This window comes from Pedobacter sp. TM02, assembly GCF_059705275.1.
Genome location: NZ_AP046530.1, coordinates 3,002,380 through 3,016,213, shown reverse-complemented (window position 1 = coordinate 3,016,213; position 13,834 = coordinate 3,002,380). Strand labels below are relative to the sequence as shown.

General features: G+C 44.7%; 10 protein-coding genes. 5 read left to right on the top strand and 5 right to left on the bottom strand.

The features are described 5' to 3' along the window. Position 1 precedes the first annotated feature (1 nt). On the top strand, positions 2-604 hold the full coding sequence (locus tag AC6H1S_RS12840) for a tetratricopeptide repeat protein (protein ID WP_497563867.1): 603 nt from the start codon (positions 2-4) through the stop codon (positions 602-604). A gap of 39 nt (positions 605-643) precedes the next feature. Here the strand turns inward: AC6H1S_RS12840 and AC6H1S_RS12835 are convergent, their stop codons facing one another. From AC6H1S_RS12835 to AC6H1S_RS12825, 3 genes are all read right to left on the bottom strand, one after another. Then, entirely contained in the window at positions 644-1,921 is a 1,278-nt protein-coding gene (locus AC6H1S_RS12835) for an adenylosuccinate synthase (protein ID WP_199136418.1), read from the bottom strand. A gap of 41 nt (positions 1,922-1,962) precedes the next feature. After that, on the bottom strand, positions 1,963-2,454 hold the full coding sequence (locus AC6H1S_RS12830) for a Fur family transcriptional regulator (RefSeq protein WP_199136420.1): 492 nt from the start codon (positions 2,452-2,454) through the stop codon (positions 1,963-1,965). A gap of 364 nt (positions 2,455-2,818) precedes the next feature. Then, entirely contained in the window at positions 2,819-5,029 is a 2,211-nt protein-coding gene (locus AC6H1S_RS12825; protein ID WP_199136422.1) for a RelA/SpoT family protein, read from the bottom strand. A gap of 109 nt (positions 5,030-5,138) precedes the next feature. Here AC6H1S_RS12825 and AC6H1S_RS12820 point away from each other — a divergent pair, with 109 nt between their 5' ends. From AC6H1S_RS12820 to bshB1, 3 genes are all read left to right on the top strand, one after another. Further along, on the top strand, positions 5,139-5,759 hold the full coding sequence (locus AC6H1S_RS12820; RefSeq protein WP_199136424.1) for a DUF4294 domain-containing protein: 621 nt from the start codon (positions 5,139-5,141) through the stop codon (positions 5,757-5,759). A 4-nt stretch (positions 5,760-5,763) separates the two neighbouring features. Then, on the top strand, positions 5,764-6,282 hold the full coding sequence (locus AC6H1S_RS12815) for a glutathione peroxidase (RefSeq protein WP_199136426.1): 519 nt from the start codon (positions 5,764-5,766) through the stop codon (positions 6,280-6,282). 76 nt (positions 6,283-6,358) lie between these two features. Then, entirely contained in the window at positions 6,359-7,075 is a 717-nt protein-coding gene (gene bshB1, locus AC6H1S_RS12810; protein WP_497563866.1) for a bacillithiol biosynthesis deacetylase BshB1, read from the top strand. A 72-nt stretch (positions 7,076-7,147) separates the two neighbouring features. Here bshB1 and AC6H1S_RS12805 read toward each other — a convergent pair whose 3' ends face one another. Then, positions 7,148-8,518, bottom strand: a complete 1,371-nt coding sequence (locus AC6H1S_RS12805; protein WP_497563865.1) for a RagB/SusD family nutrient uptake outer membrane protein — start codon at positions 8,516-8,518, stop codon at positions 7,148-7,150. Between the two features lie 19 nt (positions 8,519-8,537). Beyond that, complete coding sequence (locus AC6H1S_RS12800) at positions 8,538-11,534, bottom strand: SusC/RagA family TonB-linked outer membrane protein (protein ID WP_497563864.1); 2,997 nt, start codon at positions 11,532-11,534, stop codon at positions 8,538-8,540. Positions 11,535-11,685: 151 nt separating this feature from the next. Between AC6H1S_RS12800 and AC6H1S_RS12795 the strand changes: the two genes are divergently transcribed. Further along, positions 11,686-13,047 (top strand): acyl-CoA dehydrogenase family protein, encoded by a 1,362-nt coding sequence (locus AC6H1S_RS12795; protein ID WP_497563863.1) that lies wholly within the window; start codon positions 11,686-11,688, stop codon positions 13,045-13,047. Positions 13,048-13,834: the final 787 nt, after the last annotated feature.

The following is a 13,834-nucleotide window of genomic DNA, read 5'->3' as shown; positions in this document are numbered from 1 at the left end:
TATGGCCAATAAAATCTTAATGCTCTTTGTACTGCTGATATTGGCTGGAGGGGCCGCTTTTTCTCAAGAGAAAAATATCGACGATGCTTATCAACAATTTATGTTTTCGAGAACGGCTAAGGGCAACGATGTACTGATTGAACAGACAAGTGGCTTGTTGGCCAGGGCTAAAGAATTGAACGCCAAGCGGCAGGCTAATGTGGCTTATCACTTGGGGCGTATGTACGAAGAAGTGGGCAAGCCCGATAGTGCGCTGGTTTACTACACGCAATCGCTTAAAGGCGAACCTAATTATTCGGTTATTCACAGGGCACTGGGCTTTATATACCTTAACCAAAGCAAGGTGTTTGTAGCTCAAATGAATGCAGCAAGTGCTTCTAAAAATGCGGATGCCAATGCGAAGGCCTACAATCAGTACAGGGCGGCTGTACTCAAGGCATTGCCACATTTGGAGAAATACCAAGCCTGTGAGCCCGATGACGAAACTTTGGATATGATTACGAACCTGTATAAAAGTATAAAAGACAGTGGGTCGGTGGCAACCCTGCCCACGCGTTTAAAAACTATGGCTGGAGCTTGCGTAAACCTGCTTGAAGATGAATAAAAAAATCCCTTGAAATTTTCAAGGGATTTTTTGTTATCGTTATCTCAACGTCAAGGTCTGTGTCCTGTCTGGTCCAACCGAAAGGAATTTGATGGGCACTTCCAGTTCTTTTTCCAGGAAGGCGATGTAAGCGCTCAGCTGGCTTGGAATCTGATCGGTTGAGGTAATCTTGGTCAAGTCGGTTTTCCATCCTGCTATAGCCGTTAAAACCGGTTTGGGTTGGATAGAAATGATGTCGTAAGGCATATAGTCGATCGTTTCGCCGTTGTATTCGTAGTGCGTACAGGCATAAATCGTGTCAAAACCATCTAAAACGTCGGCCTTCATCATGATGAGTTCGGTAACGCCGTTCAGCATGATGGCATATTTTAAGGCGGGCAGGTCGATCCAGCCACAACGACGCGCACGGCCTGTAGTTGCGCCAAACTCGTGGCCTACCTGGCGTAGGGTTTCGCCTATTTCGTTATCCAGTTCGGTAGGGAAGGGGCCACCGCCTACACGGGTGCAGTAAGCCTTGAAAATGCCATAAACATCGCCCACTTTGTTTGGTGCAATGCCCAAACCGGTACAAGCGCCAGCCGTAGTGGTGTTTGATGAAGTTACGAAAGGATAAGAACCAAAGTCTACGTCGAGCAAAGTGCCTTGCGCACCTTCGGCCAATACTTTTTTGCCGGCTTTGAGGTAGCCGTTTACAAAGTGTTCGCTGTCTACGTGAGGAATGGTTTTGATAAACTCGATGGCTTCGAAGAAGGCGGCTTCTTTTTCGGTTAAATCGTATTCGAACTCGTAGTGCGAAAGGATTTCTTTATGTTTTTCTACCAATTTGGCATAGCGGGCAGCAAAATCAGGCAAAGTGGTATCGCCTACGCGCAAACCGTTACGGCCGGTTTTGTCCATATACGTTGGGCCAATTCCTTTTAGGGTTGAACCGATCTTGCCGGCGCCCATTTTTTGCTCGTTGGCGGCATCCAATAACTGGTGGGTAGGCAAAATCAAGTGTGCCTTGCGCGCCAATACTAGTTTGCCGGCAGCAACCGGGTCGTGGCCTGCTTTTTTAAGGTTATCTAACTCTCTTTTTAAGATAATGGGATCGATTACTACGCCATTGCCGATCAGGTTCATGGTTTTTTCGTTAAAAATACCTGATGGAATGGTGTTGAGTACAAATTTTTTACCATCGAACTCTAACGTGTGACCAGCATTTGGACCGCCTTGAAAACGGGCTATCAAATCATATTGCGGACTTAAAACATCAACAATTTTTCCCTTGCCCTCGTCGCCCCATTGCAGGCCTAGTAGTACGTCTACTTGCGTCATTATTTTAAATTAAAGAATAGAAAGATTATAAAATTGGATAATTAGTTAGCGTGTTGTTTTTGCGTATGGTTGGCTTTGATGGCAGCGGCAGCGCTACAATCGAAACAAACCCCGTAAAGGTTCAAAGAATGGTGCTTGATGTCGAATTTCAATAATTCGCCTACCATGGTTTGGATTTGGTGGATACGTGGATCGCAGAATTCTACCACTTTGCCACAGTCGATGCAGATCACATGGTCATGTTGGTGGTAGCCATACGACTTTTCAAACTGCGCCATGTTCTTGCCAAACTGGTGTTTGGTTACCAAATCGCAAGATACCAAAAGCTCTAAGGTATTGTAAACCGTAGCCCGGCTTACCCGGTACTTTTGGTTTTTCATGTGGATATAGAGCGTTTCTACATCGAAATGGTCATTTCTAGAATAAATTTCTTCTAAAATGGCAAAACGCTCGGGGGTTTTTCTCAAGTTTTTGTTTTCGAGGTAGGCTTCGAAGATTTTTCTCACCAACTCGTTGGTATTCTGTGCAGACATAGTTTTAAACTCCTCCCAAAGGTATAGAAATGATTACAGACATTAAAGTGAATCGCGGATTATTTTAAAGATGATTACACTGTAGTTATATTCTGGTAGTTAATTGTTTATTGCTTGGATGGTTGTGAAAGCTGTAACGTTTGAGGGCTATTCTAAGCCGTTGCCTTAGCCATGGTCTTACCGTTATTCAAAATAGATTTCGAATAAAATGCAGGATACGGATGGCTTTAAAAGATTGCTTCGTCACTGGCATTCGCCAAAACGCCGGATTGTCAATGACCATCCAACCTTTCCTTACAAAGGATTTTCTTGAGTTTTTAACTTTTACCCTTCGCCTTTATGCCCTCATCCTTCCGTCAGGCTCTTAAGCATCAAACCTCGTTACGCCGGTTACGCCTTTTACTTCCAACAGGTTTTTGATCAGGTTGTCTAAATGATCGGTGTCGTTTACAAAAACCATAATCGAACCGTCGAAAATGCCGTCGTTGGTATCTACTGTAATCGAGCGCATGTTTACTTTGAAGTCGTTGGAAATTACTTTGGTAATGTTGTTGATCAAGCCTACGTCGTCAATCCCTACAATATGCAAGCCGGTTAGGAAGGTCAGTTCTTTTTGGCCGTTCCATTTGGCTTTTACAATGCGGTAGCCATAATTGGCCATCAGCTGGGCTGCATTCGGGCAATTGGTGCGGTGTATCTTAATGCCTTCGTTAACGGTTACAAAGCCAAAAACATCGTCGCCGGGAATAGGGTTGCAACAGGCGGCCAAAGTATAATCTATTTTTTGCAGGTCTTCGCCAATCAGTAAAATATCCGATTCCGGCCCTTTTACCTTGTTCAGTAACGCTTCTACCTGACGGCCATCGGTTTTAAAATCGTTGCCCCTATTTTCGATTTCCTTTTCGCTGCTTAAATATTCCTTCAGGTCTTTAAGCTCTATTTTGCCATTGGCCACGCCAATAAACAGGTCTTGGGTTGATTGCAGCTTAAAAAAATAGGTAAGCTTGTTCAGGTTGTCGGTATTGTAGGTGATTTTTAGCGATTTTAGCTTGCGCTCTAAAATTTCCTTGCCCGCTTCGGCAATTTTCCGCTTTTCTTCTTTAAGCGACGACTTGATTTTAGACTTGGCCTTGGCAGTTACTACGATATTGAGCCAATCTTCTTTTGGGACCTGCTTGCCCGATGTGATGATTTCTACCTGGTCGCCGTTTTGCAGTTTATGCGAAAGGGGAACAAGCTTGTGGTTTACCTTGGCGCCGATACATTTGGCGCCTACGTCGGTGTGGATTTCGAAGGCAAAATCGAGGGCTGTAGCACCCAGAGGCAATTGCAGCAGGGCGCCTTTTGGCGTAAAGATGAAGATCTCGTCGGAAAACAAATTCATCTTGAAATCGTCTAAGAAATCGAGGGCATTGGCCTCCGGATTGCTCAACATTTCCCTTACTTTTTGGATCCATTGGTCCAGTCCGTTGTCGTTGGTCGATTCTTTGTATTTCCAGTGTGCGGCAAAGCCTTTTTCGGCAATTTCATTCATGCGCTGGGTACGGATCTGTACCTCAACCCACTGGCCTTTTGGCCCCATTACCGTGGTGTGCAGCGATTCATAGCCATTGCCTTTTGGCGACGATACCCAGTCGCGCAGGCGGTCTGGATTTGGCCTGTAAAGGTCGGTTACAATCGAATAGGCTTTCCAACAATCTGCTTTTTCACGTTCGGGTGGACTATCCAAAATAATCCTGATGGCAAAAAGATCGTACACTTCCTCAAAAGGAATGTTTTTCTTTTTCATCTTATTCCAAATGGAGTGGATTGATTTGGGCCGGCCGTAAACGTTGGCGACCAGGCCTTGTTCGGCCAGAATTTCGTTGATCGGTTCTACGAAAGCCTTGATGAACGAGTTCCTTTCGGCTTTTTTCTCATTCAGTTGGGTCGCAATAAATTTATAAGTATCTGGCTCGAGGTACTTCATGGAGAGGTCTTCCAGCTCAGATTTGATGGCATACAAACCCAAGCGATGAGCCAGGGGGGCGTAGAGGTAAATGGTTTCGGAGGCAATTTTGAGCTGTTTTTGCCTTGGCATAAAATCCATCGTCCGCATGTTGTGCAGGCGGTCGGCCAGCTTGATCAAGATAACCCTTACATCGTCGGCCAGGGTGAGGAGCATTTTCCTGAAATTTTCGGCCTGCAACGAGCTGTTATAGTCGAAAACCCCAGATATTTTGGTCAGCCCGTCAATGATTTTGGCTGTTTTTTTGCCAAACTCGCGTTCGATATCATCGAGGGTAATGTCGGTATCTTCCACTACATCGTGCAGCAATGCACACACAATGGAAGTAGTGCCCAACCCAATTTCCTCGGCGGCAATCTGCGCCACGGCAATTGGGTGGTAGATGTAAGGTTCGCCCGATTTGCGGCGCATGTCTTTATGGCTGTCGAGCGCCATTTCAAATGCCTTGCGTATTTCTTTCTTGTCTCCCTTTTGTAAAGTTGATTTCGAAGCACGCAAAAGGGCACGATACCGCTTGAGGATTTCCTGTTTTTCTGCCTCTAAATCAATTACTAAAGTATTCTTCATTTGTATTTTCTAGGTAAAATTATCGTATTTTAAGCTATAAAAGATTATATTCGATTATCGTTGAAACGAATATATAAAATTAGCTTTAACTTTGTATAGGCATAAATTTATGAAATATTCACGTCTTTTTATTCTGATTATTGTCATGTTTCTTGGCACTGCCGTTAAAGCCCAGGAAACAGGAACGCCTCCAATTTGGCCAAAATTGGGTAAAAACGACACTATCCGCGTAGCGGCCACCAACGACAACGGCTACATGATACCTTGGATTGGCCTGCAGGAAGTAGTGATTTATGGCCAGCGCATCTGGAAGTCGGCGGCCGATCAGGCAGCCTACAACCGGTTAAAGTACAATGTTTTAAAAGTAATGCCTTACGCCTTGTTTGCCAAGCGTCGCTATGAGCAACTGGAACGTGATTTAGCAACGGTTGCTGATAAAAAGGAGCAGAAACGATTGGTAAAAGAATGCGATGCCGAAATCAAACAGATGTTCAACACCGAAATCAAGGAACTGACGATTACCCAAGGCCAAATCCTCACCAAGTTGATAGACCGCGAAGTAGGACGTACTACTTTCGACATTGTGAAGCAAACTAAAGGGGGCTTTGCGGCGTTTTCTTATCAGTTGATTGCAAGAGTGGTTGGACATAATCTAAAAAGTACCTACGATGTTTCGGTAGACCGGGATATTGAGTCAATTATTGTCAGCTCGGGCTATTACCAAAATTAAATCCATGAATCCTGACCAAACCATATACCCATTTAAAGTAAAGCTATTAAATGGGGCCGAAAAAACATTAGCTGATTATAAAGGAAAAGTACTGATGGTGGTTAACACCGCTTCGGGTTGCGGCTTTACGCCACAGCTCAAGGAACTGCAGGAATTGAGGGAAACGTATAAAGACAAGGGGTTTGAGATTTTAGGCTTTCCATCCAACGATTTCGGGAAGCAAGAACCGCTAGACGGCAATGCCATTGGCGAATTCTGCGAAGTCAACTATGGCGTTCAATTTCCTATTTTCGAAAAAATTATGGTCAGGGGAAGCCATGCGCATCCTTTGTTCAAGTTTTTGAGCGATAAAAAGCTCAATGGACAGCTGAGTTCTACTCCTAAGTGGAACTTCCACAAATACCTCATCAACAAAGAGGGCAAAGTGGTTGATTATTTTTATTCTTTTACCAAGCCAAATGCATCGAAGGTGAAAAAGAAAATCCAGCGTTTGCTGGAAGAGAAGGCAGAGGGCGGAAGGTAGCGGTTTTAAGGTGAAAGGTTTTGGATCTATTACTCATTCAAAATTCAATCATTCTCTCATTCAAAATCAATAATAGATGAAATTAGACATACTTGTTTTTGCCGTGCATCCCGACGATGCGGAATTAGGCTGTTCTGGAACAATTTTAAAACATATTGCCTTAGGGAAAAAAGTAGGGATCGTTGATTTTACCCGTGGCGAGCTAGGTACCCGTGGCTCGGCTGAAATACGTGATGAAGAGGCGGCCGAATCGGCCAAAATATTGGGATTGCATGCCCGGGAAAACCTCAGGCTGAAAGACGGCTTTTTCAGGAACGATGAAGCCCATCAGCTGGAAGTAATTAAAATGGTACGTAAATACCAGCCTGAAATTATCCTGACCAATGCCTTGCACGATCGCCACCCAGATCATGGCCGGGCAGGAGATTTGGCCAACGACGCCATATTTTTATCGGGCTTAAGGCGGATTGAAACTACGCTTGATGGGCAAAAGCAGGCGCCTTGGCGCCCCCGCCTGGTGCTGCAGTATATCCAAGACCGTTACATTGAGCCCGATATCCTGGTTGATATTACCGAGGTGATGGAGCAGAAAATTGCTTCGATCAGGGCGTTTAAAACCCAATTCGATAGTCCTGATAACAGCGAACCTCAAACCTATATCTCATCGCCCGAATTTTTGGAGGCGGTAATTTCGCGTGCCCGCGAGTTTGGCAAGAGCATTGGCGCCACTTATGCCGAAGGTTTTACCTCCAGAAAACTGCTGGGTGTAAACAATCTTTTTGATTTAAGATAAAATAACCTCGTTAACGAAAAGGCCCGACTTGCATTGCAGGTCGGGCCTTTTGGGTTTTGGTTGGCTAGGCTGTTAGTAGCCTGGGTTTTGTTGTAAACCTTTGTTAGCGCTCATTTCGCGGTCTGGAATTGGGAAAACCAATTTTGGACTGTTGTAAGGAAAGGCACCGATTGCACGTTTGGTGCGTTTGTAATCGTGCAGCCTGAAACCTTCGAAAGCCAGCTCTTTGTCGCGTTCGGTTAAAATAAGGTCTAAAGTAGGTACAATAGGACCTAGCCCTGCTCTAGTCCTTAAGGTGTTGATATCGTCGGCAGGCGTAGCGCCAACTGAAGTGCCCAACCTAAAATTGGTTTCGGCGCGGATCAGGTATTGCTCTGTAATTCTACACACGGGTATATTGTCAAAGAAATTATACCATTTTCTGGTAAACAAGCCCGATTTTGCACCGTTGCCATCGTAAATCATGTCGGTTCTGCGTTTGTCGGTGGTGCTGTACGAATTGTAAAAGGTGGTGTTGATGCTGGCATCTCCACGGCCAACCTTGCCACCTGTTGAGTTCAGATAGCTAGAATAGAAAGTAGCCAAGCCATCATTTGCCGAACCTGCATTACTTTGGTCGTTTTGCTGGATTTCGAAAATACCTTCGTTAGAGTTTTTTACCCTAAAAGGAGTTTCCAGCGAAGCGGTAATCAAGCTGTATGGGCTGTTGGTGATGATGTCGTTTGACAAGTCGCGAGCCAACTGGAATTTGCCTTCCTGCAAATAAACCCTCGCCAAAAATGCCATGGCGGCGTATTTGTCGTCTACCGCGCTTAATTTGGTGATGGCAGTTTTCAAATCGTTTTCAACGGCAGTATAAACATCGGCCACAGTACTGCGCGGAATGTTTTTAATCACATCGTCGGTTGTTTTGATAGCCTTGGTCATAATAGGCACGCCAAGATTGGTATTAGGTGTGGCCGGATCATAAGGCAAGCCCCATAGCCTTACCAATTCAAAGTGCATGATGCCACGGATAAACAGGGCCTTGCCTTCAATTACATTTTTGGTATTGGCATCGGTTACTACGTTTAATGCGCCAAGTACCGTGTTGGCCACGTTGATGGCTTTATAGGCCGCATTCCAGGTCCGGCCCACATCGGCGTTAGTTGAAATGATCGATTTGTTAGAGATATCCCTATAGGTGCTGAACGAGCCAGTCCAGTTTAGATAACCGTCGTTTGCGTAAAGATCGGGAATAAAAACAAGGTTGGTTCCGTATAAATCGCCAGTGGCCAGTACCGTATAGGCGCCTATCAGTGCATTTTGCACGTCGGCCGTAGTACTCAGCGCCACATCTGAAGAAATAGACTGCTTAGGCTGTATATCTAGTTCTTTTTTGCAGGACGTGATGCCAAGTAGGAACAGGCCTGCAATCAATATATTTTTATTAAAGCTTTTCATAATTCAAGTTTTTCATCAATTAAAATCCAACATTCAAACCAAAAGTAATGGTGCGTGCCTGAGGCGGGGTGTAGAAATCGTGACCAAGCTGTACGCTGCCTGCAAAAGTGGTATTGATTTCTGGATCGTAGCCTGTATAATGCGTGATGGTAAATGGATTTAAAGCAGAAACATATACCCTGAGGTTCTGCATTTTATATTTCTTGATTAAAGCCTTAGGTACGTTGTAGCCCAAAATGATGTTTTTTACCCTCAGGTATGAGCCCGATTGTACATAGCGCGAAGATGGCCTGGTACCGTTTGATTCGCCAAAGCGAGGCTGCGGAATCGAGGTAATCTGTCCAGGGGTTCTCCAATAGTCCATTTGATCGATGGTTTGGTTATCGAAATAATCGCCGTTTGCCGATTGGAAACCGCCTGCTGCATTATACAAATCGTTGCCGTATACAAACTGGGTTTGGACGTCGAGGTCGAAGTTTTTATAAGAGAACCTGTTGCCAAATCCACCAAAGAACTTCGGATTAGGATTGCCGATTTTCTGGTTTTGCGCGGCACTGTAATCATTGGTGGTGGCGGTACGGCTGGCATCTACATAGTAAAGCGCATCGCCATTGGCTGGGTCAACGCCGGCATAAGCCTTGCCATAAAAATAGCCGAACGGCTCGCCTTCCGAAATTCGGCCCAGATACCTGCCGCCCGGAAAAATAGGCTGGCCGGCCAATCGGGTAATCTTGTTTCTGTTGAACGAGATGTTAAAAGAGGTTGACCATTTAAACTCGCCAACAAAGTTTTTGCTGTTGAGGGAAATTTCCAAGCCTTTGTTTTCCAAGTCGCCAACGTTTTGGGTAATCGAAGTGAAGCCATTAGTGGCCGGAATAGGCACATTTAGCAAAAGGTCGGTGGTTTTTTTCTTATACACCTCGAACGAACCGCTTAAACGGTCGGCAAACAAACCAAAGTCTAAGCCAAAGTTAAGGTCGGAAGTATTTTCCCAGGTTAGGTTAGGGTCGCCCAGCTGATTAGGCAATGTGCCTGCAACACCGGCATAATTTACGCCTCCGTATAAAGTACGCGAAGCAAAGTTGCCGATTTCTGCATTACCCGTTAAGCCGTAGCTGGCTCTCAGTTTCAACATCGAGATCCATTTGGTGCCCTTCATAAAATCTTCTTCATTGATGATCCAGCCCAAAGAACCGGCAGGAAAAGTTCCGTATCTTTTGTTGCTGCCAAACCTCGAAGAGCCATCGGTTCTGATGGAAGCACCAACCAAGTATTTTTCTTTGTATTTGTAGTTGGCCCTAGCCAGGTAAGAAACAAAAGTATAGGCGGTTTCGAAAGAACTTCCGGCCGATATTTTGGCAGCACTCGCAATTTTTTCAAAACGGTCTGAAGGGAAGCCGGTACCGGTAACGGTTCCGTACCTGAACTTGGTGTCTTGGAAAGTAAAGCCCACCAAGGCATTCAGGCTATGGTTTTCATTAAATACCTTGTTGTAGCTTAGTGTATTGTTGGTGTTAAAGTTGATAGACTTGGCCAGGTAATTATAGCTGTAGCCCGCGGTACTGCCGCCGTCCTGGGTTTTGGCACCGAGGTACTGTTCTTCTTCCAAATTGTTGAAATCAAAGCCGTATTCGCTTTTGAACGTCAGATCGGGGGTGATTTTTAAACCGGCATAAGCCGTGGCCAACGTTCTGTAGGTGGTTGACAGGTTGCTGCCGTTTACCTGGTCTATCAAACCGTTGTAATATACGGTATTGTTGTTCAGCTCGCCGGTAGCTGGATCGTAGATAGGCTGAATAGGGGGCAAGGCATTCAATTGCAACGGGTTAGAAAAAAGGTTGTCGTTCGATACCCTGTTGTTGTCGGTTTTCGAAATGTTGATGCTTCCGCCCAAGTCGAGTATCTTAAAGGCCGTGTGGTCTATGGTGGCCCGGCCACCAGTACGTACAAAGCGGTTGCCAATAATAATACCATCGTTGTTGTTGTAGTTGCCCGATACCATAAAGCGGGTTTTGGCGTCACCGCCGCTTACATTGATGTTGTACTGCTGATTATGGCCACGCCTGAAGGCCGCGTTGGCCCAATCGGCATCGTAATTTGTATCCCAATCGTTTACGGCATTGTTGTCGCCCCAAAATTCGGAAGCATTGGCATAGCCATCGTAACCTACGTTTTTGAGTGATTCTTCAAGCAGTTGCCTATATTGTGCGGCATTAAGGAATTTGCCTTTTTTGGTAGGGTCGCTAAATCCTGCAAAATAGCTCAAATCTATCTTGGTCTCGCCCGCTTTTCCTTTTTTGGTGGTGATGATTACTACCCCATTTGATGCCCTGGCTCCATAAATGGCCGAAGCATAGGCGTCTTTCAGTACCTCCATCGATTCGATATCGTCTGGGTTGATGGCCGCCAAAGGATTGTCGGGTTCGGTATAGCTGCCTAAGGCATCGGTTACCACGGGTACGCCATCTATGACAAACAAAGGCTGGTTATTGGCCGAAATAGACGAAATGCCACGCACGCGGATTTGCAGGGCCTGACCCAGCTTGCCGCTGCTCGAGTTCACGAAGACGCCAGGCGCATTTCCCTGTAGTGCACTCTCGATGGTGGTTAAAGGTTTATCTTTGATGTCGGCTACGCCAAGCTTGGCAATAGAGCCGATTACATCTCTTCGGTTTTGCGTGCCATAGCCTACTACAACCACTTCGCTCAGGTCGGATGCCTTTTCCCTTAAGGCAACATTAATGGTGTTTGACGATCCGATAGGCTCTTCTTGGTCGGTAAAGCCTAGATATTTGAAGACCAGAAATTTTGCATTGGCATCAACCGAAATGCTGAAATTTCCATTGAAGTCTGTCTGAACGCTTTGGGCGTTGCCTTTTACCGATACAGTTACCCCAGGAATCGGATTTTTGTCGTTATCGCTGGTTACTTTACCGGTAATGGTTCGGTTTTGGGCCATGGCAATACTGCTCAGACTGCAGAGGATTGCGCATAGCAACAGTAGTCTTTTTTTCATAAAGGTTCAAGTTTTAGTTGATGATTCCATATAGTTTAGTTAATACAATTTACAAAAAAGTAGTGACAAGAATGTTACACTTGTCAAAATGAAAAGAAATTGAACAACAAAAAGGGGTGAAATCTGTTATGCCTTCTTAAAACCCTTCGTTATGTCCAGTTTTTTCTCTTCCCTAAAAAACGCCTACAAGTTGTTCAAATCCGTAGATCTCGACCAGCTCAATGCTTTATCAAAAAAAGTGAATTTGGCTCAAATGCTCGAAGCGGCTGGAAACCTGGACGAAGAACAATGGCAGGGGTTGATGAAATTAATGTCGACCAAAAGCAAAAATAAACCTCTGCCAGCCATCGAAGGCGATTTTTACCATTTGGGAGACGAGGCGCTCAAAGATTCGGACCGGGCCTTGCAGCTCGAAGTGCGCGCCTTTTTAGAAAAAGAAGTAAAACCCCTGGTAAACCCATATTGGCTTAAGGCCGAGTTTCCGTTCGAGCTGATTCCGAAAATAGCCGCCTTGAATATTTGCGGACTCACTTACCAAGGTTATGGCTGCGCTGGTAAGTCTAACCTGATGGAAGGTATTTTAGCCATGGAAATGGCCCGGATTGATACGTCGATGTCTACTTTTTTTGGCGTGCAAAGCGGCTTGAGCATGGGTTCAATCTATTTGCTGGGCTCTGAGGCGCAGAAACAGGAATGGTTGCCCGATATGCAACAGTTCAAAAAAATAGGCGCCTTCGGACTTACCGAACCCGAAGTAGGGTCTGGTGCTGCCGGAGGTTTGGGTACTACAGCCAAAAGGCAGGGCAATAAATGGATATTGAATGGCCAAAAGAAATGGATAGGCAACGCCACATTTGCCGATGTAACCATCATTTGGGCCAAGGATTTGGACGACCACCAGGTGAAAGGCTTTTTGTTGCGAAAAGGAACCCCAGGCTTTGCCGTAGAAAAAATAATGGATAAAATGGCCTTACGCATTGTGCAGAACGGCCTGATTACTTTAACCAACTGCGAAGTAGACGAATCAGACCGTTTGCAAAATGCCAATTCCTTTAAAGATACGGCCAAGGTGCTGCAAATGACGAGGGCAGGAGTGGCCTGGCAGGCGGTAGGTTGTGCCCGTGGCGCTTATGAAGCGGCCTTGGCCTACACCCAGAAACGCAAACAGTTTGGCCGGCCCATTGCCTCCTTTCAATTGATCCAAAATCACCTGGTTGAAATGCTTTCGAACCTAACAGCCATGCAAACACTATGTTTCCGTTTGTCGCAGTTGCAAGATCAGGGCATGTTGACCGATGAACATGCTTCGTTGGCTAAGGTTTTCTGTTCGATGCGTACCCGCGATATTGTGAGTCGGGCGCGCGAAGTAATGGGGGGCAACGGAATTTTGCTGGAGCATGATGTGGCCAGGTTTGTGGCCGATGCCGAAGCCATTTACTCGTACGAGGGCACCAAAGAAATCAATACTTTAATTGTAGGCCGTGCCATTACCGGTTTTTCTGCATTTGTTTAGCCTGTTAAAGGCATTGCAAATTAGGATGGTATGGTTAGGGTAGGCTCCTTGATAACAAATTGTGAAATTTAAAGCCTTTTGGAGCCCACAAATTGCAAATGGAACCTGATTGACGTTTTTTAACATGGCTTCTTTCTTCATAAATTTCGCTTAGCGATTTTTTTGTTGCTCATTTTCCTCTCCTGATTTCTCTAAAGTCACATAAAACGTTTTAATAGTTTTATTTAAAAGAATATTAATTGTTGTTAGTGGCCAATTGTGCAAATATTTTGGGGCATAAAAATAGATGTTCAGCATAAAATTTGCCTCAAATGCACATTTAAAAGGCATTTAACAAACGTTTGCGTTAACTGAATGATTAATTATATTTCCTTTTAACTAATTATGACTGTTTTATTTTCTCCAATGTAAACCATGCCGCTGCTAAAAAGCGACAGCTACCAAATACAGTCTGCAAAAAATGTAAAGACTAGTCATTGTCAAAAAATCGAACATATTTTTCTGTTTTCCTTACTAAGTTGTTCAGTGCCAATGTGGTAAAATAACAGGGGCAGGCTGGATATTGCTGAAGCTATTTTAGCCAAAACCGAATAAATATTAACAAACGTTTGCGTAGTGTACGATAGATATAAAATTGTTTTTAATAAACAAATTGCATTATCAAACGAAAGTAAAATAACTGTCGATTAAATATTAAATAACAGTTTATATACTTCCGCTTGAGCGCAGTACTACAAACCAACCAACCAACCACCAAACAACTTAAACTAACCAATATGAAGAGAAA

Coding starts and splice junctions, on each gene's coding strand:
- AC6H1S_RS12830 (WP_199136420.1), bottom strand. CDS start 2,454: ATGTCTGCACAGAATACCAACGAGTTGGTGAGAAAAATCTTCGAAGCC.
- bshB1 (WP_497563866.1), top strand. CDS start 6,359: ATGAAATTAGACATACTTGTTTTTGCCGTGCATCCCGACGATGCGGAA.
- AC6H1S_RS12800 (WP_497563864.1), bottom strand. CDS start 11,534: ATGAAAAAAAGACTACTGTTGCTATGCGCAATCCTCTGCAGTCTGAGC.
- AC6H1S_RS12815 (WP_199136426.1), top strand. CDS start 5,764: ATGAATCCTGACCAAACCATATACCCATTTAAAGTAAAGCTATTAAAT.
- AC6H1S_RS12805 (WP_497563865.1), bottom strand. CDS start 8,518: ATGAAAAGCTTTAATAAAAATATATTGATTGCAGGCCTGTTCCTACTT.
- AC6H1S_RS12840 (WP_497563867.1), top strand. CDS start 2: ATGGCCAATAAAATCTTAATGCTCTTTGTACTGCTGATATTGGCTGGA.
- AC6H1S_RS12835 (WP_199136418.1), bottom strand. CDS start 1,921: ATGACGCAAGTAGACGTACTACTAGGCCTGCAATGGGGCGACGAGGGC.
- AC6H1S_RS12825 (WP_199136422.1), bottom strand. CDS start 5,029: ATGAAGAATACTTTAGTAATTGATTTAGAGGCAGAAAAACAGGAAATC.
- AC6H1S_RS12820 (WP_199136424.1), top strand. CDS start 5,139: ATGAAATATTCACGTCTTTTTATTCTGATTATTGTCATGTTTCTTGGC.
- AC6H1S_RS12795 (WP_497563863.1), top strand. CDS start 11,686: ATGTCCAGTTTTTTCTCTTCCCTAAAAAACGCCTACAAGTTGTTCAAA.